This window comes from Streptomyces sp. NPDC127068 (genome assembly GCF_042724695.1).
GTDB lineage: Bacteria > Actinomycetota > Actinomycetes > Streptomycetales > Streptomycetaceae > Streptomyces.
Map to the genome: position 1 here is coordinate 43190 of NZ_JBHXEN010000007.1, position 19832 is coordinate 63021.

Here is a 19832-nt window from a genome sequence, read left to right on the forward strand (position 1 = left end):
ACGCCCCGCGCCCCTGAGCGGTCGGCGGACGTGACGGCGAGTCCCCCGTCCGTGGACACCGTCGTACGCATGCACGACCGCCGTCGGGGGTGACCGCCGTGTTCGCCCGGGCGTTGGCCATGGCATGACCTCGACCCTTCCGAGTTCGGGCAGGATGCGCCGCGTTCTCGTCGCCCCACCTGAAGAATCGATTCCGCGGCCAGCGCTACCGGCCCGCCGCGCCGAGCGACCGCTCCCACGGCGACGCCCTGCGCCCCGGCCGCTGCCGGCGCGTCTCACGGCCGGTGCGCCGCCGGCGGCGCCGGACGCCGATCCGCCGATCTACCAGGCGCTGGTGGCCCGGTGGGCCGCGGGGGGCCGGGTGCTGCCCGGCTCCCCCGACCCGGAGTGGGAACGGCTCGCCGCGCCCCTGGTGCGCCCGGGACAGTTCGGCGGAACGGCCGCGGGGCCGCTCCGCTAGGTGCGCGGGGGCGGCCCGGGGTCAGGAGGACTCCGGGCCGGCCACGTGACGGGCGATGACCATGCGCTGGATCTGGTTGGTGCCCTCGACGATCTGGAGGACCTTGGCCTCCCGCAGGTAGCGCTCCACCGGGAAGTCCGCGGTGTAGCCGTACCCGCCCAGGACCTGCACCGCGTCGGTGGTGACCTTCATCGCCGCGTCGCTGCACAGGAGTTTGGCCATGGCCGCCTCCTTGCCGAACGGGCGGCCCGCGTCCCGCAGCCGGGCCGCCGCGAGGTACAGCGCACGTCCCGCGGCGACCTGGGTGGCCATGTCGGCCAGCAGGAAGCGCACCCCTTGGAAGTCGGCGACGGGACGGCCGAACTGGCGCCGCTCGACGGCGTACCCGACCGCGGCGTCCAGCGCGGCCTGGGCCACCCCGATCGCGCAGGCGGCGATGCCCAGCCGACCGGAGTCGAGCGCCGACAGGGCGATGGCGAAGCCCTGGCCCTCCGCGCCGATGCGCCGCGCGTCGGACACCCGGACCCCGTCGAAGTGGAGCGGGGCGGTGGGCGAGCCCTTCATGCCCATCTTCCGCTCGGGGGCGGCGGCACTCAGCCCGGGCGCGTCACCCGGCACCAGGTACGCCGTGATGCCGCGCGCGCCGGCGCCGCCCGAGCGGGCCAGGACGGTGTAGAAGTCGGCGATCCCCCCGTGGGTGATCCACGCCTTGGTCCCGGTGAGCACCCAGTCGTCGCCGTCCCGGACGGCCTTGGTCCGCAGCGAGGCGGCATCGGAGCCGGACGCGGGCTCGGACAGGCAGTACGCGCCCAGCAGCCCCTCGCCGAGCATCGCGGGCAGGTGTTCGGCCTGTTGCTCCTCCGTGCCGAAACCGGCGAGGGCGTGGCAGGCCAGGGTGTGCACGCTGACCCCGAGCCCGACGGTGAGCCGGGCCGCGGCGAGTTCCTCCAGCACCTGGAGGTACACCTCGTACGGCTGGTCGCCGCCGCCGTGGGCGGAGTCGTAGGGCAGGGCGAGCAGTCCGGACTCGGAGAGCAGGGTGAAGAGTTCGCGGGGGAAGCGACCCGCTTCCTCCTCCTCGGCGGCCGTCGGGGCGATCTCCCGCCGGGCCAGTTCCCGCACGAGCGAGAACAGGTCCCGGGCCTCGTCCGTGGGGGCGATCCGGTCCACGGGCGGTGGGACGTGGTCGGGCATGTGCGGTCCTCCCTGTCGGGCAGTTCGGGGGCGCCCGCCCGGGTGCGGCGAGCGTCTCCGGCAGATCCGCGGCACGGGTTCCACGCCGGTGGCGCAGCCCCGGTCCCCGGAGTTTCGGCACTGCCCCAGCCGAGGGTGGCGCTCCGGTTCGCGGAGCGAAGCCGACCGGTGGCTGTGGCGCGTCGAGTATGCCCGATCGGAGGCAGTTCGTCACTGGTTCTGATCTTCGAACAGCCTGGTGGAACTTGGTACGCACCATTGACCCGACTGGTCTAGTCCTCCTACTGTTCCCCCCGAACACCCCACGTGTTCGCGCCCAGCCGGTGCGTACCCGACGCCCCCCAGCGTCCAGGGACCGGCGCCCGTACGCCCGACTCGGTACGTCAGCAGCACTTCCCCCCACCCTTTCCTCTCCCCCACGAGGTGAGTCGATGTCACATTCGCACCGTCCCCGTGCCCGTTTCCGGGCGCTCCTGTCCGCCGCCTGTTGTGCCGTCCTCGGGGCGGGCCTGCTCGCCGGGGCCAGCACGGCGACCGCGGGCGAGGCCGCTTCGGACGCCCAGCCCCTGTCTCCGCGCACCTCCAAGGTCGTCGGGTACTTCTCCGAATGGGGCGTCTACGGCCGGAACTACCACATCAACAACATCCAGACCTCCGGCTCCGCCGCGAAGCTGACGCACATCAACTACGGCTTCGGCAACGTCCAGAACGGCCAGTGCGGCATGGGCGACTCGTACGCGGCCCTGGAGAAGACCTACCCGGCCGCCCAGTCCGTGGACGGCGTCGCCGACACCTGGGACCAGCCGCTGCGCGGCAACTTCAACCAGATCAAGGAACTCAAGGCGAAGAACCCGCACATCAAGGTGCTGTGGTCGTTCGGCGGGTGGACCTGGTCCAACGGCTTCGCCCAGGCCGCGAAGAACCCCACCGCCTTCGCCGAGTCCTGCTTCAAGCTGGTCAACGACCCGCGCTGGGCCGGGGTGTTCGACGGCATCGACATCGACTGGGAGTACCCGAACGCCTGTGGCGCCGGCTGCGACACCAGCGGTCGGACCGCGTACACCGACCTGATGCGTGCCGTGCGCGCCAAGTTCGGTTCCCAGCTGGTGACGTCCGCGATCCCGGCCGACGCCTCGCCGGGCGGCAAGATCGACGCCGCCGACTACGCGGGCGCCGCGCAGTACGTCGACTGGTACAACCCGATGACGTACGACTTCTTCGGCGCCTGGTCGCGGACCGGCCCCACCGCGCCGCACTCGCCGCTCACCAGCTACCCCGGCATTCCGAAGCCCCACTACTACTCGGACGCCACGATCACCAAGCTGAAGGGCCTCGGCATCCCGTCGTCCAAGCTGCTGCTCGGCGTCGGCTTCTACGGCCGCGGTTGGACCGGCGTCACCCAGTCGACGCCCGGCGGAAGCGCCACCGGCCCGGCCCAGGGCACCTACGAGCAGGGCATCGACGACTACAAGGTGCTCAAGGCCAAGTGCCCGACGACCGGCACGGTCGGTGGCACCGCCTACGCCAAGTGCGGTAACGAGTGGTGGAGTTACGACACCCCCGCCACGCTCGCCACGAAGATGACGTACAAGAACCAGCAGAACCTCGCCGGTACGTTCATCTGGGAGCTGAGCGGTGACACCGCCAACGGTGAGCTGATCAAGGCGCTCAACTAGCCGCCACGGCAACCGTGGAGGGGCGGGACCCGGTCGCGGGTCCCGCCCCTTCGTGGTGTCCGTCAGCCGGTCCGCGCCCCGGGGACGGGAGGCGCGGGTCCGTCCGTCACGGGGGGCGGCGGGGCCGGGCAGGAGGGTTCGAGTTCCTCGATGGTGCGCAGGGTGCTGCCGAGCAGCCGGACCAACAGTTCGCGGACCTCGTCCCGGGACGGGTCGGCGCGGTCGATCCAGTCGAGGGTGACGCCCTCGACGCTCCACTGCCAGCCGAGGAGCGCCAACCGGGCCACCCGCGGAATGTCGCGACGCCCGTACGCGCCCTCGGCGATGGTGTCGACGATCGCCTCCCGCACGCCGCCGAGCAGGGCGTGCACCTCGGAGTCGAACCCGACGCCGCCGCTGATGATCGTGCGGTAGGCGGCCTGGTTGTGCTCGGCGTAGCGCAGGTAGCCGTCGATGGTGCGTTCGAGCCTGGTGCGTCCCGGGAGGTCGGTGTCGCTGCCGGCACGGGCGACGAGACCGGCGACGGCGTCCTCGATGATCGCGAGGTAGTAGCCGCGCTTGGACTCGAAGTAGTAGTAGATCAGGCCCTTCGCGACGTGCGCCTGTCGGGCGATGTCGTCCATCGACAACGCGTCGTAGGACGTGTCGGCGAACAACTTCCGGCCGATGGCGATGAGTTCGGCCCGCCGGGTGAGGGAGCGGTCGGTGCCGCGGGTCCGGGGCCGTGCGGTGTCGGCGACGCGTGGACCGCCGGGTCGCTGCTGCTGGCTGGTATCCAAAGGCGGCCTGTGCCTCCCGGCTGGCGACGGAACACTCGGCAGTATGGCAGAACCGGTGTCCATACCTCGGGGCACCTCCGCGGGCTCCTCGTCGCCCCTCCGGAAGGGACGCGGGTCACCCCGCCACCAGGTGCGCGGCGCGGCGCCCGTCCTCAGAGGAGGCCGAGGCGGGTGACCAGCAGCGCGACCACGACGACCAGGGTCCAGCCGAGCACGTGTTCGAGGACGGCGGGGCCGTCGGTCCGGGGGCCGCCCGTGCGGGTGGCGGCGGTGCTGGCCGTGGCGGAGGTCGCGGTCATGGCGTCTCGCTGTCGTCGTGCGGCGTCGTGCGGTGGGGGCACCCCGACGGGTCCCCTTCACTGTGCCATCCACGACCGCCCGTGCGGTAGAGACGTCGGTCACGCCCTCGCGGTCGTCGGCCGTGCCCCCGCTGATCGTCGCTCGGGGGCGCGCGTGGTGCGCCGGAGGCGTACGAGGCGGATGACCGGAGTGCGCCGGTCGGCCGCGCTCCAACGTGCCGGCCCGCCGTGCAACGCCGTCGCCCCGGCACGTGTCTACCGTGCGAGCGGACCGCGCCGCCCGGCTGACCTCCGTGCGGCGCCGCTCGTCCGAGGCACCGACCGACGGAGGGTTCCCCGTGACACCGATCGCCGCACGGCACGCACACCGGACACGGCGCCGCCACGGGCGGACGACCGTCATCGCCGCCCTGACGGCCCTGACCGGCCTCGCGACCCTGACGGGCCCGACCTCCCTGGCCACGACGTCCGGTCCCGGGGCCCGGGCCGCCACCCCGGGGGCACCGGGGGCGGGCGACCCGCTGTTCCCGCTGGACGGCAACGGCGGCTACCGGGTGAGCCACTACCTCGTCGACCTGGACTGGAAGGCCCCGCGCACCGCGTTCCCGGCCACCGCGACGATCACCGCGCGCAGCACCCAGGACCTGTCCCGCTTCCACCTCGACTTCGCGGGCAACACCCTGCGGTCCGTCACCGTCGACGGGGCACCCGCCCGCGCCGAGCGGGACGGCGACGAACTCGTCGTCACCCCGTCGCGTCCGCTCGCCGAGGGCAGCGCCTTCACCGTCGTGGTCCGGTACACCGCCGATCCGACGCAGACCCGGCACCGCACCGACGCCATCGAGGACTACGGGTGGATCCCCACCCCGGACGGCACGGTCGTGTATCCACAGCCCAACGGCGCCCGGATGCTCTTCCCCGCGGACGACCATCCGAGCCGACGGGCCCGGCTCACCTTCCGGATCACCACCCCGCCCGGGGTCGAAGCCGCCGCGAACGGTCGGCTGACCGGGCGCACCGAGCAGGCCGACGGACGGGCCCGCTGGACGTACGACTCCCCGCAGCCGCTCGCCGTGCAGCTCGCCCAACTCGCCGTCGGCCAGTTCACGTTCGTCGAGGACGAGGGCCCGCGGGGGCTTCCGATCCGGGACGTCGTCCCGGACGCCCTGGTGGAGTCCACCGAGCGCTACCGCGCCTTGACCGCCGCCCATCTGGACTGGCTGGAGGAACGGCTCGGCCCCTACCCCTTCGAGCAGTACGGGGTCCTCGTCGGGGACACCGACCTCGGGGTGGCCCTGGAGACCCAGACGCTGTCGCTGGTGCCCAAGGCCGATCTGCTGGGCGATCGGGTCGCCGCCGAACGGACCCTGGTGCACGAGCTGGCCCACCAGTGGTTCGGCAACAGCAACGGCATCCGCACCTGGTCCGACCTCTGGCTCAGCGAGGGGCACGCGCGCTTCTACGAACGGCTGTACTCGCAGGACCACGGCGGCACCGCCCTGGAGGCCGCGATGAAGACGGCGTACGCACAACACGACCAGTGGCGCAGGGACTTCGGGGCGCCCGCCGAACCGACCGAGCCGAACCTGTTCAAGCGGATGCGCTACGACGGCTCCGCGCTGGTGCTGTACGCACTGCGCCAGCAGGTGGGCGACGCCGCGTTCCGGACGATCGAGCGGGAGTGGGCGCAGCGGTACCGGGGGGAGATCGCCGGAACCCGGGAGTTCATCGCGCTGGCCTCCGAGGTCACGGACGAGGACATGGGGGCGTTCCTGCGGCCGTGGTTGTACGGCGGTCGGACGCCGGCGATGCCGGGGCACCCGGACTGGGTGGTCACCCGCTGATCCGGCGCGGGCGCCGGGTCAGCGGATGCCCACCGCGGCCAGGGCCCGGCGCCGCTCCTCGTCGTCCGCCGGGACGAAGAGGTAGGCGACCCCGCCCGATCCGGTGAGCTCCTTGCCGGTGCTGCCGTACCGCCGGGTCCGCAGCCAGGCGTTCTCCCACTCGCGTCGCCGGTAGACCCGCCGGACCTCCGCGTTCGAGGGGGACGAGGGGTCGTGGGCGATCACCTCGCCGTCGGCGGTGAACCCCACGACGACCATCAGGTGCCCGGGGGTGCCGTAACCCGCGCCGGTCAGTTCCTCGGCCCGGAAGGACAGCGAGGTGATCACCGGAACGCCCGCGGCGATCAGGCCCTCCAGTTCGCCCAGCGAGGTGAGCCGGGCCACCACGGCCGTCATGTCCGGGTAGGAGGCCGCGTAGGCCGCGTTGAAGGACCAGTTCCCGCAGCCTCCGTACGCGTGGTCGTAGGTGGCGCGCGCCGCGTGGCAGATCTGCGGATCGTCGTAGGCCGGGTCGACCCAGGCGAGGTCGCGGGCCGTCGGGCGGCGCCCCCAGTACTCCAGCACCATCTGGGAGGCGGCGGGCGAACACCAGGCCTCGCCCCCGTTGTCGTACTCGGGAAAGCGGCCGGCGTGCACGGTCTGTGCGTAGCGGGGAAGGCGCAGCTCCCGGTGGACTCCGGGGAGGGCGGGTGGCGCCGGCGGCACGGTGAACCGGTCGGGCAGGTCGCTGACCGTCAGCCCGAGGCGCCGCACCAGCGGGCCCGGTCGGCTCCCCGGGGTGCGGTACAGGGTGAGCCTCGCCCGGCAGGCGACCAGCCGGGTGCCGGGGTCGGTGACGGCGAGGGTGTCGGTGTGCACCGCGGTGCGGCCGTCGCGCTGGCCGTTCTTCGAGGTGCGCGTGACGTCCCCGTCGCCGGCGGCCCAGTCGCCCATCAGGTACCACGGGGTCCGGGAGCCGTCGGCGTAGGTGCCGCGCAGTTCCACCCGGAGCCACGTCCCGGGCGGGGTGTGCGCGTTCCAGGAGGGGATCACCTCGCTCGCCGGTACGGCCAGGGCCTGCTCGGGGCCGGTCCACACCGCGTGCTCCCAGGTCGTGGACCGGCCGGTGCGGGGGTCGGTGCGCTCGGTGCGGCCGGTGGGAGCGTCGATCGCCAGATGGGGGTGGACGGCGTCCACGACGCGGGTGCCCCGGGCGGTGCCCTGCGCCCAGTCGGCGCACGAGGTCCAGCTGTGGTGGGCCACCGGCCGTGCGGGGGCCACGGCCCGGGGCGCCGGGTGGGGATCGGCAGCGGCCGTGGTCGCCGTGACGGCGGCGCAGGCGGCGGTCAGCACCGTACGGCGGGAGGTTCCTTCGGGTGCGGTCATGGAAGAGGGAACCCCCGGTCGGTGCCTGGTGCCGTCGGACACGGGCGGCCAGGTCCGCGCCGCCGTCCGACCACTATCGCCCGGGCCACCCGGTCCCGACCAGCGACGACGGGGCCGGCGGGGGCCACCGCGCCCGACCGGAGCAATGCGGCACCGTCGTACCCTGGAGGCGATGACCGTGCCCGTGCCTGCCCCCGGTGCCGCGTCGGCCGCGGTGCGCCGGCTCGCCGCGGACCTGACCCTGCTGCCGCCGTCCTGCGGCCCGGTCCGACTGATCGCGGTCGACGGGCACGCGGGATCGGGCAAGACGACCTTCGCCGCCGTGCTCGCCGAGGCCCTCGACGGCGCCCCCGTGCTGCACCTGGACGACTTCGCCACGCACACCGAACTCTTCGCCTGGACGGACCGGTTGCAGCGGCAGGTCATGACGCCGCTGGGACGGGGGGAGCCCGCCCGGTACGCGCCCTACGACTGGAACGCCCGCGCGTTCGGCACGCCCCGGAGCCTCGCGCCCGCGCCGGTGGTGCTGCTGGAGGGGGTGGGTGCCGGACGACGGGACCTCCGCCCGGAGCTGGCCCGCGTGGTGTGGATGGAGTACGAGCGCGGGGCCGCCTGGCAGCGCGGCCGACGACGGGACGGGCCCGCCCAGCACTCCTTCTGGGAGCGCTGGGTCGCCGCCGAGCAGGAGCACTTCGCGGTGGATCCGACGCTGCCCTTCGCCGATCTCGTGGTGCGCCAGGGAGCGCTGGGGTACGAGGTGAGTGCGGGGCCGGCATCAACTGGTGGGCCCACTGAGGCAGTCGGGACGTCAAGACCGCGTCAATCCGTCACTGAGCGTGAGGCTCAATAGGAGTGCTCGGGGATGCCCGGAAAGCGGTTTTCGTCAGAGCTTCCGCTGCGCTTGACCGGGGGCCGTGCAGGTCTTACGTTCTCTCTGTGCGGCCTTCGGGTCGCCCGTAGTCGCGAAGCCCCCGGTTGTTCCCCCGTGATCGGGGGCTTCGTTCTGCCCGGGAACACCCCCTTCGTTCACATGTTTCCGGGCGCGGACCGATGCCGGACGCTCACCGTCGGTCACCATCGCGTGCGCCCCTCGCACGCCCCCTGCACGGAACCGGCATTGCGGGCACCCTTAGATCCAGCCGCGCCGCGCAGGTACGATGCGTGCGGTGCGACCAACGGACGGCGGCTCACGCACCGGCTCAACTTCCGTCCACGGCACAGCGGTTCCACACGGGTCGACAGGGGAACTTGAACTGTCAATGGCCGGTACCGACCGGCACCGGCGAGAACCGGCACATCATCGGGGGCACGGCTTGTGGGGGACGTGATGGACTTCGGCACCCAGGGCGCTCCGGCCCCGGCGGAACTAGCGTGGCTACGCGGTGTGGACGCCTACACGATGGGGGCGTATCCACAGGCGGAAGAGGAATTCAGGACGGCCGTACGGATGGACCCGGGGTTGGCCGACGGATGGCTGGGTCTGCATGCGCTCCGGGTGGACACCACCACGGCACTGCTGCGCATGTACCAGCACCGCGAGCGCTTCGGCGAGCAGCGTTCCCGACACCGGCGCACCCTGAACTCCTGGTACTGGTTGGGCTGGTGGGTGCAACCGGTGCTCGAACGGCCCCGGGACCTGCTGCTCGCGCACGCCTCGCACTGGCTCGACGGGCGCCACGTGCCCGAGTTGGACCGGGCCCTCGCCGGACTACCGCCGGTCGACGCCGACCCGCAGGTGCGGTTCCTGCACGCCTGCCGCTCCTATCTGGTGAAGGACTGGGAGCGGCTGGTGCGCCACACCGACCCGCTCCTCGACGATCCGCTGCTCGGCATCGAGGCGGGACTGTTCGGCGGGATGGCCCGGGTGCGGCTGGAGATGTTCGGCCAGGCCGAGCCGCTGCTGTCGGCGGCGCTGATGCGGTGCCGCAGCGAGCAGCCGCAGCGCAAGGAGCTGCGGTACTGGCTGGCCAGGGCCCGGGAGGGCACCGGTCGCAGCGCGGCGGCGCTCCCGCTGTACCGGGCCGTGCACCGGGTGGACCCGGCGTTCATGGACACTTCGGCCCGGCTCGCGGCGATCGCCGAGGGGGAGGGCTTCGACGACGTCCTCGACCTCGCGCCCTTCTCGCTGCCGGTGCCCGCTCCGGAGAGCGCCGTGGGGCCCGACCCCCTGTTCGACGCCGAAGGCCGGGACGTGAAGGTGGGCGAACCGCCCTCGGACCCCGCCGTCGGTGGGGCGCCGGGGCTCGGGGACCCCGTCCGGGAGAAGGCCGCGGGGCCCTCCCCGCACCGCCCTTCGACCCCGGCGGCCGATCCCTCGCTCCTCGCGGACGCGCTCGCCGAACTGGAGCGCATGGTGGGCCTCGATCCGGTGAAGCGCCAGGTCAAAGCCCTGTCCGCGCAGCTGAACATGGCACGGCTACGGGCCGGCCAGGGTCTGCCGGTGCAGCCGCCGAAACGGCACTTCGTGTTCTCCGGCCCCTCCGGCACCGGCAAGACCACGGTCGCCCGAATACTGGGCCGCGTCTTCTACGCCCTCGGGCTGCTCGGCGGGGACCACCTGGTGGAGGCGCAGCGCGCCGACCTGGTCGGCGAGTACCTGGGACAGACGGCGGTGAAGGCGAACGAGCTGATCGACTCCGCGATCGGCGGGGTGCTCTTCCTGGACGAGGCGTACGCACTGTCCAACTCCGGGTACGGCAAGGGGGACGCGTACGGGGACGAGGCGCTCCAGGTCCTGCTCAAGCGGGCCGAGGACAACCGCGACCACCTGGTGGTGATCCTCGCGGGCTATCCGGAGGGCATGGACCGGCTGCTCGCCGCCAACCCGGGGCTGTCGTCACGTTTCACCACGCGGGTGGACTTCCCCTCGTACCGTCCCCTGGAACTCACCGCGATCGGTCAGGTGCTCGCGGCCGAGAACGGTGACGCCTGGGACGAGGAAGCGGTGGACGAACTGCGTTCCATCAGCGGCCATGTGGTGGACCAGGGCTGGATCGACGAGTTGGGCAACGGCCGCTTCCTGCGCACGCTGTACGAGAAGAGCTGCGCGTACCGGGACCTCAGATTGTCCGGCTACACGTGCACGCCGAGCCGGGACGATCTCGCGACCCTGCGGCTGCCCGATCTGATGCAGGCGTACGGGGAGGTCCTGTCGGGACGGGGGCCCGGCAAGCCCCTGGCCGGGGCCTGATCCGGGCCGGCGGAACGGCCGGACGGGTCCCCGTCCCGACGGATCAGGCGCGGTGGCCCGTTGCCCGGTCCTGGACGAGGGCCCGCAGGGTGCGGGCGTCGCCGATGGCGCGTTCGCGGGCCATGCCGGGCTGGATGCCCATGGCGGGGAGGCTGGTGCCGTCGCTGAGGTCGAGGAAGACCCAGGGGTCACCGGGGCGCAGGTTCACCTGGATGACCTGGGCCCACTCCAGCCGTCGCGACGAGGCGACGTTGACGACTGTCAGCCCCTGTTCGTCGGCGACGATCTTGGGGCGGCCGAGCAGCGCGAGCACGCCGAAGCAGAGGACACCGGTGAAGACGAAGCTGGTGCGCTCCCCCGGGCTGAGCTGCGGCAGGATGAACGCGATCACCGTGAGGACGGCGAGGATCGCGACGCCCGAGCCCAGCAGGATCACCCGGATCAGGGACGGGCGGAAGGTGACCGGGAGGGCCGGCAGGGCCGGGGCGGCGACCGCTGCGGCCGGGGGCCCGTCCTGGTTCGCCGGGGACGGGGTGCCGGGGGCCGGTGCGGGGGTGTCGGACATGGTCTCGGTCTTCTTCAGAGGCGGCAGGCGTGGATGGCGGTGGTGAGGATGGCCCGCGCACCGAGCTCGTACAGGTCGTCCATGATCCGCTGGGCTTCCTTGGCGGGCACCATGGCGCGGACGGCGACCCAGCCCTCGTTGTGCAGCGGGGAGACGGTCGGGGACTCCAGACCCGGAGTGAGGGCGACGGCCTCCTCCAGGTGCTCGGCGCGGCAGTCGTAGTCCATCATCACGTAGCTCCGGGCGACCAGGACGCCCTGGAGCCGGCGGAGGAACTGCTGTGCCTTGGGCTCTTCGGTGGTGGCGCCGGTGCGACGGATGACGACCGCCTCGGAGGTCATGATCGGCTCGCCGATCACTTCGAGGCCGGCGTTGCGCAGGGAGGTGCCGGTCTCCACGACGTCGGCGATGACCTGGGCCACCCCGAGCTCGATCGCGGTCTCCACGGCACCGTCGAGGTGCACCACCGAGGCGTCGATGCCGTTGTCCGCGAGGTGCTTGGCGACGATGCCCTCGTAGGAGGTGGCGACGGTCAGTCCGCCGAGGTCGGTGACGCCGGCGGCCGTGCCCGGGCGGGTCGCGAACCGGAAGGTGGAGCGGGCGAAGCCGAGCGGCAGGATCTCCTCGGCGTTGGCGCCGGAGTCCACCAGGAGGTCGCGACCGGTGATGCCGATGTCGAGACGACCGGAGGAGACGTAGATCGCGATGTCGCGGGGGCGCAGGTAGAAGAACTCGACCTCGTTGTCCGGGTCGACGATGACGAGTTCCTTGGACTCCCGTCGCTGCTGGTAGCCGGCCTCATGGAGCATCGCCGACGCAGGTCCGGACAGTGAACCCTTGTTGGGGACGGCGATGCGCAGCATGAGGCCAGTTCCTTTACGTGTGGCAGCGGTGGGGTGTGCGTCAGCGGTGCGGGGTGTGCGTCAGGCGCGAGGACGGCGACGGGCCGGAAGGGGTCCGTCGCCCGGGCGCGCGGGGCGGTGGCCGAGCGCGCGCCGGGCGGCGCGCGCTCTACAGATGGGCGTACACGTCGTCGAGGGAGATCCCGCGCGCGACCATCATCACCTGGACGTGGTAGAGCAGCTGCGAGATCTCCTCGGCAGCGGCTTCCTTGCCCTCGTACTCGGCGGCCATCCAGACCTCGGCGGCCTCCTCGACGACCTTCTTGCCGATCGCGTGGACACCCTTGTCGACGAGTTCGGCGGTGCGTGAGGTGGTCGGATCACCGTGGGCGGCCTTGTGTTGGAGCTCCGTGAACAGCTCCTCGAACGTCTTCTTGGACATGGTGCGGACCACTCTACGGGACCCGCCCGGGCTCCCCCTAACGGCCCGTGGACACCGGGGTCAGCGCCAGGGCTCGGCGACCGTGCGCAGGGTCGCCGCGGTCGCGACGGCGGCGGTGACGGCCTCGTGGCCCTTGTCCTCGCGGGAGCCCTCGATCCCCGCCCGGTCGAGTGCCTGTTCCTCCGTGTCGCAGGTCAGGACCCCGAACCCGATCGGGACACCGGAGTCCACCGCGACCTGGGTGAGGCCCTGGGTGACGCCCTGGCACACGTAGTCGAAGTGCGGGGTGCCACCACGGATGACCACCCCGAGGGCCACGATCGCGTCGTAACCGCGGCCGGCGAGCACCTTGGCGACCACGGGCAGTTCGAAGCTGCCCGGGACGCGCAGCAGGGTGGGCTCGTCGATGCCCAGTTCCCGAAGGGCCCGCAAGGCGCCCTCGACCAGTCCGTCCATCACCGTCTCGTGCCACTGGGCCGCGATGACGGCGACCCGCAGGTCGCCGCAGTTCTTCACGCTCAGTTCGGGTGCGCCTTTGCCGCTCACGCGCTGCTCCTGATTCTCGTGGGGCTCGTACTGCTCTGACGTCGTGCGGGTGCTGCGGGTCCTTCAGGGTGTCGGGGCGTGCCCCGGATGTCACTGGTTGGCGCAGGCCCGGGTGACGGGGGCGTCCAGCCAGGGGAGGTCGTGCCCCATGCGGTCCCGCTTGGTGCGCAGGTAGCGCAGATTGTGTTCACCGGCCTGCACGGGCACGGGTTCGCGTCCGTTGACGGCGAGACCGTGCCGCACCAGGGCGTCGGTCTTCTCGGGGTTGTTGGTGAGCAACCGCAGGCTGCGCACGCCGAGGTCCTTGAGGATGCGGGCGCCGGCGCCGTAGTCGCGGGCGTCGGCGGGCAGCCCCAGTTCGAGGTTGGCGTCGAGGGTGTCGTGGCCGCGCTCCTGGAGTTCGTAGGCGCGCAGCTTGGACATCAGGCCGATGCCGCGGCCCTCGTGCCCGCGCAGGTAGACGACGACGCCGCGGCCCTCGGCGGCGACCCGTTCCATCGACGCCTGGAACTGCGGTCCGCAGTCGCAGCGCAGGGACTGGAAGACGTCTCCGGTGAGGCACTCGGAGTGGACCCGTACGAGGACGTCCTCGCCGTCGCCGACCTCCCCGTACACCAGGGCGAGGTGCTCGACGCCGTCGGCGGTCGCGCGGTACCCGTAGGCCGTGAAGTCCCCGTGCGCGGTGGGCAGTCGTACCGCGGCCTCGCGGCGCACGGCGGGTGCTTCGGTGGTCCGGCGGTAGGCGATCAGGTCGGCGATGGAGATGATCGACAGGCCGTGCTTGCGGGCGAACGGGACGAGTTCGGGCAGCCGCAGCATCCGGCCGTCCTCGCCGGCGATCTCCACGATGGCCCCGGCGGGCCGCAGTCCGGCCAGCCGGGCCAGGTCGACGGCGGCCTCGGTGTGACCGTCCCGGGCGAGCACGCCGCCGGGGCGGGCGCGCAGCGGGAAGACGTGGCCGGGCCGGACGAACTCGCCGGGCGCGGAGGTCCCGTCGGCGAGGAGCCGCAGGGTGGTGGCGCGGTCGGCGGCGGAGATCCCGGTGGTGATGCCGTGCGCGGCGCCGGCGTCGACGGAGACGGTGAACGCGGTCCGCATGGACTCGGTGTTCTCGTCGACCATCTGCGGCAGTTGGAGGCGGTCCAGTTCGACGCCCTCCATCGGGGCGCAGATCAGGCCCCGGCACTCGCTCATCATGAAGGCGACGATCTCGGGGGTGGCCTTCTCGGCGGCCAGCACGAGGTCGCCCTCGTTCTCGCGGTCCTCGTCGTCCACCACCACCACGGGGCGGCCCGCGGCGATGTCCGCGATCGCCCGCTCCACCGGATCGAGGGTCAACCGCTCGTCGTCGGGGCCCAGCGCGGTGTCGCTCCCCCCGGTGGCGTCGGCGGGCCAGCCGGGCGGGAGGTGTCGTCCGGGGAGGGTGGTGCCGGATGCCGGGTGGCCGTTCATGCGGGGACTCCTTTCAGAGGGGGCTGCGCAGTCGCTCGGGACCGCAGCCACCAGTCGCGCATGCCCCACAGGGCGAGGGCGAAGTAGACGACGTAGACCAGGCCCGAGAAGGCGAGCCCGCTGGAGAAGGCGAGGGGGACGCCGACGACGTCGACGAGGATCCAGGCGAACCAGAACTCCACCAGGCCCCGGGCCTGGGCGACCATCGCGGCCAGGGTGCCGACGAAGATGTACGCGTCGGGCCACGGGTTCCACGACAGTTCGGGCACGGTGGTGAAGAGCAGGCCGACGGCGAGGGTGCCGAGCGCGGTGCCGCCCAGCAGCAGTCCCCGTTCCTTCCAGGTGGCGAAGCGGACGGCGAGGGAGCCGTCACCGGTCTGCTGCCTGCCGTGCGTCCACTGGCGCCAGCCCCACAGGGCGACCCCGATGACGAGGAGCTGTTTGCCGACGCCACCGGCGAGTTCGGCGTGGGCGTACGCGGCGACGAGGATGACGCCGGAGAGCAGCTGCACGGGCCAGGTCCACAGCGAACGGCGCCAGCCGAGCGCCAGGGCGACCAGTCCGACGGAGTTGCCGATCAGGTCCGACCAGATGACCCGCTGGTCGAAGGCGGTGAACGCGGTGGACTGGAGCCAGCCGAGGCCGCTCATCGTTGTTCTCCGCGGGCCCCGAGCAGCCGCTCGACGTACTTGGCGATCACGTCGACCTCCAGGTTGACCGGGTCGCCGGGGCGCTTGATGCCGAGCGTGGTCAGGTCGAGGGTGGTCGGGATGAGGCTGACGGTGAAGTGCTCGTCGCCCGCTTCCACGACGGTGAGGCTGACGCCGTCGACGGTGATGGAGCCCTTCTCCACGACGTAGCGGGCCAGCTCCCGGGGCAGCGAGATCCGGACGATCTCCCAGTGTTCGGAGGGCTCCCGCGCCAGGACCGTCCCGGTGCCGTCGACGTGGCCCTGCACGATGTGGCCGCCGAGTCGGGCGCCGACCGCGGTGGGCCGTTCCAGGTTGACCCGGGAGCCCACGGCGAGGGCGCCGAGGCTCGACCGCTTCAGGGTCTCGGCCATGACGTCGGCGGTGAACTCGTCACCGGTCAGCTCCACGACGGTCAGGCAGACGCCGTTGACCGCGATCGAGTCGCCGTGCCCCGCGTCCTGGGTGACGACGGCACCGCGCAGACGGAAGCGGGAGGCGTCGCCGAGCTCCTGGACTGCGGTGATCTCGCCGAGTTCTTCGATGATTCCGGTGAACACGGTCAGTGCTCCTTCGTGTGCGCGGGAGGAACGGCGGCTGGGGCGGGCCCGGAAGGGGCGGGGGAAGCGGGCGTCGCGGTGATCCGGAGGTCGGCTCCCACCGGGACGGTCTCGTTCATGTCGAGGCGCAACGCTTCGACGAGGGTGGTGATTCCTGCGCCGTTCAGGACGGCCGGCCCGGCTCCGAGCAGGACCGGGGCGAGATAGCCGATCACCCGGTCCACGGCGCCGGCGGCGACGAACGCTCCGGCGAGTCGCGACCCGCCCTCCAGCAGCACGGACCGCACGCCCCGGGCGTGCAGGTCGGCGAGCAGGGCGGGGACGGACAGGCCCCCTTCGGCGCGGGGGAGCCGGACGACCGCCGGCTGCGTGGCGCCCTCGTTGGTGAACGGCGTCGCGGTGACGTCCTCGGCCACGGCGATCAGGGTGGGCGCCGTGGGGTCCAGGACCCGGGCGCCGGGGCGCACCGCGGTGCCGGAGGTGTCGAGGACGACCCGCAGCGGCTGGCGGGCGCCCGCGATCCCGCGGACGGCGAGATGGGGGTCGTCGGCCCGGGCGGGGCCCGCGCCGACGACGACGGCATCGGACTCGGCACGCAACCGGTGCACGTCGGCCCGGGCCTGCGGCGAGCTGATCCACCGGCTGGTGCCGTCGGCGGCGGCGGTCCGGCCGTCGAGGGTGGCGGCGTACTTCCAGGTGACGTGGGGGCGTCCGTGCCGCACCGAGGTCAGCCAGGCGGCGTTCACCGTCTCGGCCTCGGCGGCGAGGAGCCCCCCTTCCACCTCGACGCCGGCTGCGCGCAGGGTGTCCGCGCCGCCGGTCGCATCGGGGGTGGGGTCGGCCACGGCGTAGACGACCCGGGTCACCCCGGCGGCCAGGAGGGCCCGGGAGCAGGGGCCGGTGCGGCCGGTGTGGTCGCAGGGTTCGAGGGTGACCACGGCGGTGGCGCCGCGGGCCCGGTCGCCGGCCGCGCGCAGGGCGTGCACCTCCGCGTGCGGGCCTCCGGCACGCTGGTGGTGGCCTTCGCCGACCGGTTCGCCGCGGGCGTCGATGAGGACGCACCCGACGACGGGGTTGGGGCTGGTGTGGCCGAGTCCGTGCGCGGCGAGCGCGACGGCGCGCCGCATGGCGGCTGCTTCGGCTGCGGTGGCCACCGGGTCCTCCTGCCTCTTCGGGCACGGACTCCGGGGCTGTCGAGGACGACAGAAGACGGACGTGACACACCGGGGGCACGGGGTCGTGACCGTCCGTGGAAAGGACGGCACCGGACCTCGGCGCACACCTGACGTGCTCGCCCGCGCGCACTGCCTCCCATCCGGACTTTCACCGTCGGTCCAGGAATTTCACCTGGTCAACCGGTCACTGGAGGTGACCGGGTCGCGGACTTTAACCGCCGGCTCGGACTTTCACCGACCCCGGAGTGCGCTGCTGCTGGTACGCAACCAGTCTGCCACGCTCGCCGGCGGGCCATGCGGGCGAGTGGTTGTGGACTGGCTCACAAGGGGGCGCCCGGGCGTTCGCGATGTCCGCCCCCGGCGGCAACTCAATTTCCGGACAGTCGACTTGGGCGATGCGCCCGGCTATTGACGGAGCTGTGGAGGGCTCCCTACTCTCTGCGTCACCCCCAAGGAGGAGCCCTGCCCTCGGACGCGGCCAGCGTTCGACGGAGCGCCCGGCGGCGGAGTCTACGGCCCTTGCCCGCCGCCGGGTCCATGGCGGTCCTGCCTCCGTCGAGCCGCGACGACCCCCGCACACGTCCCCGCTGCACCGTGCCGCCCCGCGCAGGTGCGTCCGCCGATCGGGGGGTGCGTCGGCGTGGATGTCACAGGTGCGGCCCCGGGTCCGTCGTGACTGGTGAGGGCGTTCCGTTCGGGACGTCGACGGCAGCGGAAGGCGGGTGCGCGATGACCACGACGGTGGTGACCGGCGGTACGGGAACGCTCGGCAGGCAGGTGGTGGACCGGCTGCGGGCGGCGGGGCACGAGGTGCGGGTGGTGAGCCGGCGCGCCCGGCCGTACGCGGTGGACCTGGTCAAGGGGACCGGTCCGCTGGACGAGGCGTTGCGCGGGGCGGACGTGGTCGTGCACTGCGCGAGCGGGCAGCGCGGGGACGAGGTCGCCGCCCGCCGCCTGGTCGAAGCCGTCCGGCGGGCGGGGGTGGGGCACCTCGTCTACATCTCGATCGTCGGGGTCGACCGGGTGCCGCTCGGGTACTACCGGACGAAGTGGGCCGTGGAACGGCTGGTCGAGGCGTCCGGTACCGGCTGGACGATCCTGCGGACGACGCAGTTCCACGATCTGGTGCTCACCCTGCTGACGGCCCTGGCCAAGCCGCCGGTGATGTTCGTCCCGGCCGGGGTGGCCGATCAGCCGATCGGGTCCGGCGAGGTCGCGGACCGGTTGGCCGAACTGGCGGACGGGGCACCGGCCGGCCGGGTGCCCGAGCTGGGCGGGCCGCAGGTGCGGGACCTCGGCGCGTTGGCCGAGGCGTACCTGGCGGCGAGCGGGCGGCGCCGGCGCATCGTGCGGGTGCCGCTGCCCGGGAAGGTGGCGCGGGCGCTACGCGCGGGTGGTCATCTGACCCCGGACCGGGCGGTGGGGCGGGAGACGTTCGAGGCGTTCCTGACCAGGGTCCTCGCACCGTCGAAGACGGGCTGAGGGGAGAACAACTCGTCCTGTGCGGCGTCCCGGGCGGTGAACAGGGCGCCGCGCAGGACCGCGGCGCCGCCCAGTTCACCGGGACGGACCTCGGTGCGCAGCGGGGTCAGCGCGGCGATGCGGGCGCCGACCCGGGCGGCCAGGTCCGCTCCCCCGGCGCGGCCCACCTCGCCGCCGAGCACGACGCAGCCGGGGTCGAGCACGGCGGTGACCGCCGCCGTGCCCACGGCGATCCGGGCGGCCAGCGCGTCGAGGAAGGCGTCGGCGCCGCCGGGCAGCGCGGCGGGTCCGGCCGGTGGCGCCCCGGCGACCGCCGCCCGGACCAGGGCGGCGGCGGGCGGCTCGTGGGCGACGGCGGCGGCCGTGATTCCGTACCGGGTCGCGAGGTCGACGACGGCGCCGGACCCGGCGAGGTCGTGGAAGCCGCCGCCGCAGGAGTGGACGGACGGCAGGCCGTCGGTGCCGGGCACGGGGAGGAACCCGATCTCGCCGGCACCGCCGGAGGCGCCCCGGCGCAGGGCTCCGTCCAGGACGATCGCGGCGCCGACCCCGTGGCTGAGCCAGAGCAGGACGAAGGTGTCGCGGTCCCGCGCGGCGCCCTCCCGCTGTTCGGCCAGGGCGGCGAGGTTGGTCTCGTTCTCGACGATCACCCGGGCCCGGAGGCGTTGTTGAAGGGCCGTCATCAGGCCGTGGTGCCAGGTGGGCAGGCCGCTGCCGTTGCGCAGTTCGCCGGTGGACGGGTCGACGAGGCCCGGCGCGCCGACCCCCACGCTGTGCAGCGCGGTGGCCCCGGCCTGCTCGGCGGTCCGCTCCACGAGGGCGACGGCCCGGGCGGCGGCCGTCCGGGGGTCGCCGGTGACGGGGGCCGACGCCTGGGCCACCACCTGGCCGACGAGGTCCGAGACGAGCACGGAGACGCTCTGCTTGCGGACGTCGAGCGCGGCCAGGTGCGCGTAGTCGGCGACGATCCCGTACAGCCGGGCGTTCGGGCCGCGCCGTTGGGCGCCGGACTCGCCGACGACGGTGACCAGGCCGCTGTGCTGGAGCCGCTCGACCAGGTCGGCGACGCTGGGCCGGGACAGGCCGGTGAGCTGCTTGAGCTGCCCGGCCGTCAGGGGGCCCTCGCTCTGGAGGAGGCTCAGCGCGAGCCGGTCGTTGATGGCGCGGGCCGTGCTCGGTGATGCGGGCATGCGGTCGATCCTTCCAGACGCCGGCCGGCGGGTCGCCGGCCGTCCTGTCCTGCCGTTCCGTCGCCGGCCCCGTAGCTGTAGA

The 19832-nt window shown here is 73.2% G+C and carries 19 protein-coding genes and 1 riboswitch; of the genes, 6 read left to right on the forward strand and 13 right to left on the reverse strand.

The window, feature by feature from the left end:
* Nucleotides 1–334: 334 nt before the first annotated feature.
* Nucleotides 335–460, forward strand: a complete 126-nt coding sequence (locus tag ACFWIA_RS06005) for a hypothetical protein (RefSeq protein ID WP_387000834.1) — start codon at nucleotides 335–337, stop codon at nucleotides 458–460.
* Between the two features lie 21 nt (nucleotides 461–481).
* Here ACFWIA_RS06005 and ACFWIA_RS06010 read toward each other — a convergent pair whose 3' ends face one another.
* Nucleotides 482–1654: an acyl-CoA dehydrogenase family protein gene (locus tag ACFWIA_RS06010; protein ID WP_387000836.1), complete on the reverse strand. Its 1173-nt coding sequence runs from the start codon at nucleotides 1652–1654 to the stop codon at nucleotides 482–484.
* Nucleotides 1655–2085: 431 nt separating this feature from the next.
* On the opposite strand from ACFWIA_RS06010, the gene ACFWIA_RS06015 reads away from it, so the two are divergent.
* A complete protein-coding gene (locus ACFWIA_RS06015) occupies nucleotides 2086–3330 on the forward strand; it encodes a glycoside hydrolase family 18 protein (protein ID WP_387000838.1) in 1245 nt (414 codons plus the stop codon).
* A gap of 62 nt (nucleotides 3331–3392) precedes the next feature.
* Here ACFWIA_RS06015 and ACFWIA_RS06020 read toward each other — a convergent pair whose 3' ends face one another.
* Entirely contained in the window at nucleotides 3393–4109 is a 717-nt protein-coding gene (locus ACFWIA_RS06020) for a TetR/AcrR family transcriptional regulator (protein WP_387000839.1), read from the reverse strand.
* A 152-nt stretch (nucleotides 4110–4261) separates the two neighbouring features.
* Entirely contained in the window at nucleotides 4262–4408 is a 147-nt protein-coding gene (locus tag ACFWIA_RS06025) for an SCO1431 family membrane protein (protein WP_387000841.1), read from the reverse strand.
* Nucleotides 4409–4746: 338 nt separating this feature from the next.
* On the opposite strand from ACFWIA_RS06025, the gene ACFWIA_RS06030 reads away from it, so the two are divergent.
* Nucleotides 4747–6252, forward strand: coding sequence for a M1 family metallopeptidase (locus ACFWIA_RS06030; protein WP_387000843.1), 1506 nt, complete (start codon nucleotides 4747–4749; stop codon nucleotides 6250–6252).
* An 18-nt stretch (nucleotides 6253–6270) separates the two neighbouring features.
* Here ACFWIA_RS06030 and ACFWIA_RS06035 read toward each other — a convergent pair whose 3' ends face one another.
* Nucleotides 6271–7617 (reverse strand): C39 family peptidase, encoded by a 1347-nt coding sequence (locus ACFWIA_RS06035; RefSeq protein WP_387000845.1) that lies wholly within the window; start codon nucleotides 7615–7617, stop codon nucleotides 6271–6273.
* Nucleotides 7618–7789: 172 nt separating this feature from the next.
* Between ACFWIA_RS06035 and ACFWIA_RS06040 the strand changes: the two genes are divergently transcribed.
* Nucleotides 7790–8467, forward strand: a complete 678-nt coding sequence (locus tag ACFWIA_RS06040) for a uridine kinase (protein ID WP_387000846.1) — start codon at nucleotides 7790–7792, stop codon at nucleotides 8465–8467.
* A gap of 477 nt (nucleotides 8468–8944) precedes the next feature.
* Nucleotides 8945–10807 (forward strand): AAA family ATPase, encoded by a 1863-nt coding sequence (locus ACFWIA_RS06045; protein WP_387000848.1) that lies wholly within the window; start codon nucleotides 8945–8947, stop codon nucleotides 10805–10807.
* A 43-nt stretch (nucleotides 10808–10850) separates the two neighbouring features.
* Here the strand turns inward: ACFWIA_RS06045 and ACFWIA_RS06050 are convergent, their stop codons facing one another.
* From ACFWIA_RS06050 to ribD, 8 genes are all read right to left on the reverse strand, one after another.
* A complete protein-coding gene (locus ACFWIA_RS06050) occupies nucleotides 10851–11372 on the reverse strand; it encodes a PH domain-containing protein (protein ID WP_387000850.1) in 522 nt (173 codons plus the stop codon).
* A 14-nt stretch (nucleotides 11373–11386) separates the two neighbouring features.
* Entirely contained in the window at nucleotides 11387–12235 is an 849-nt protein-coding gene (gene hisG, locus ACFWIA_RS06055) for an ATP phosphoribosyltransferase (protein WP_387000852.1), read from the reverse strand.
* 148 nt (nucleotides 12236–12383) lie between these two features.
* A complete protein-coding gene (locus ACFWIA_RS06060; protein ID WP_033275136.1) occupies nucleotides 12384–12656 on the reverse strand; it encodes a phosphoribosyl-ATP diphosphatase in 273 nt (90 codons plus the stop codon).
* A 60-nt stretch (nucleotides 12657–12716) separates the two neighbouring features.
* A complete protein-coding gene (gene ribH / locus ACFWIA_RS06065; RefSeq protein WP_387000855.1) occupies nucleotides 12717–13202 on the reverse strand; it encodes a 6,7-dimethyl-8-ribityllumazine synthase in 486 nt (161 codons plus the stop codon).
* Between the two features lie 90 nt (nucleotides 13203–13292).
* Nucleotides 13293–14654, reverse strand: coding sequence for a bifunctional 3,4-dihydroxy-2-butanone-4-phosphate synthase/GTP cyclohydrolase II (locus tag ACFWIA_RS06070; protein WP_387000857.1), 1362 nt, complete (start codon nucleotides 14652–14654; stop codon nucleotides 13293–13295).
* Nucleotides 14651–15304: a nicotinamide riboside transporter PnuC gene (locus ACFWIA_RS06075; protein WP_387000859.1), complete on the reverse strand. Its 654-nt coding sequence runs from the start codon at nucleotides 15302–15304 to the stop codon at nucleotides 14651–14653. The genes ACFWIA_RS06070 and ACFWIA_RS06075 overlap by 4 nt, the downstream gene beginning before the upstream one ends.
* On the reverse strand, nucleotides 15301–15903 hold the full coding sequence (locus ACFWIA_RS06080; RefSeq protein ID WP_387000861.1) for a riboflavin synthase: 603 nt from the start codon (nucleotides 15901–15903) through the stop codon (nucleotides 15301–15303). The genes ACFWIA_RS06075 and ACFWIA_RS06080 overlap by 4 nt, the downstream gene beginning before the upstream one ends.
* A gap of 2 nt (nucleotides 15904–15905) precedes the next feature.
* Nucleotides 15906–17057 (reverse strand): bifunctional diaminohydroxyphosphoribosylaminopyrimidine deaminase/5-amino-6-(5-phosphoribosylamino)uracil reductase RibD, encoded by a 1152-nt coding sequence (ribD, locus tag ACFWIA_RS06085; protein WP_387000863.1) that lies wholly within the window; start codon nucleotides 17055–17057, stop codon nucleotides 15906–15908.
* 143 nt (nucleotides 17058–17200) lie between these two features.
* A riboswitch (FMN riboswitch) is annotated at nucleotides 17201–17331 on the reverse strand.
* Between the two features lie 476 nt (nucleotides 17332–17807).
* Here ribD and ACFWIA_RS06090 point away from each other — a divergent pair.
* Complete coding sequence (locus tag ACFWIA_RS06090; protein WP_387000865.1) at nucleotides 17808–18560, forward strand: SDR family oxidoreductase; 753 nt, start codon at nucleotides 17808–17810, stop codon at nucleotides 18558–18560.
* On the opposite strand, the gene ACFWIA_RS06095 is transcribed toward ACFWIA_RS06090, so the two are convergent.
* The gene (locus ACFWIA_RS06095) at nucleotides 18476–19750 is read right to left on the reverse strand and encodes an ROK family transcriptional regulator (RefSeq protein WP_387000866.1); all 1275 of its coding nucleotides are present in this window, start codon (nucleotides 19748–19750) and stop codon (nucleotides 18476–18478) included. The two genes, ACFWIA_RS06090 and ACFWIA_RS06095, sit on opposite strands and share 85 nt — an antisense overlap.
* Between the last annotated feature and the right edge of the window lie 82 nt (nucleotides 19751–19832).

What these genes read in the sequence shown, in the direction of transcription:
- ACFWIA_RS06060 (WP_033275136.1), bottom strand. Translation starts at nt 12,656, where the DNA reads ATGTCCAAGAAGACGTTCGAGGAGCTGTTCACGGAGCTCCAACACAAG.
- ACFWIA_RS06050 (WP_387000850.1), bottom strand. Translation starts at nt 11,372, where the DNA reads ATGTCCGACACCCCCGCACCGGCCCCCGGCACCCCGTCCCCGGCGAAC.
- ACFWIA_RS06045 (WP_387000848.1), top strand. Translation starts at nt 8,945, where the DNA reads ATGGACTTCGGCACCCAGGGCGCTCCGGCCCCGGCGGAACTAGCGTGG.
- ACFWIA_RS06035 (WP_387000845.1), bottom strand. Translation starts at nt 7,617, where the DNA reads ATGACCGCACCCGAAGGAACCTCCCGCCGTACGGTGCTGACCGCCGCC.
- ACFWIA_RS06040 (WP_387000846.1), top strand. Translation starts at nt 7,790, where the DNA reads ATGACCGTGCCCGTGCCTGCCCCCGGTGCCGCGTCGGCCGCGGTGCGC.
- ACFWIA_RS06070 (WP_387000857.1), bottom strand. Translation starts at nt 14,654, where the DNA reads ATGAACGGCCACCCGGCATCCGGCACCACCCTCCCCGGACGACACCTC.
- ACFWIA_RS06095 (WP_387000866.1), bottom strand. Translation starts at nt 19,750, where the DNA reads ATGCCCGCATCACCGAGCACGGCCCGCGCCATCAACGACCGGCTCGCG.
- ACFWIA_RS06010 (WP_387000836.1), bottom strand. Translation starts at nt 1,654, where the DNA reads ATGCCCGACCACGTCCCACCGCCCGTGGACCGGATCGCCCCCACGGAC.
- ACFWIA_RS06015 (WP_387000838.1), top strand. Translation starts at nt 2,086, where the DNA reads ATGTCACATTCGCACCGTCCCCGTGCCCGTTTCCGGGCGCTCCTGTCC.
- ACFWIA_RS06025 (WP_387000841.1), bottom strand. Translation starts at nt 4,408, where the DNA reads ATGACCGCGACCTCCGCCACGGCCAGCACCGCCGCCACCCGCACGGGC.
- ACFWIA_RS06075 (WP_387000859.1), bottom strand. Translation starts at nt 15,304, where the DNA reads ATGAGCGGCCTCGGCTGGCTCCAGTCCACCGCGTTCACCGCCTTCGAC.
- ACFWIA_RS06090 (WP_387000865.1), top strand. Translation starts at nt 17,808, where the DNA reads ATGACCACGACGGTGGTGACCGGCGGTACGGGAACGCTCGGCAGGCAG.
- hisG (WP_387000852.1), bottom strand. Translation starts at nt 12,235, where the DNA reads ATGCTGCGCATCGCCGTCCCCAACAAGGGTTCACTGTCCGGACCTGCG.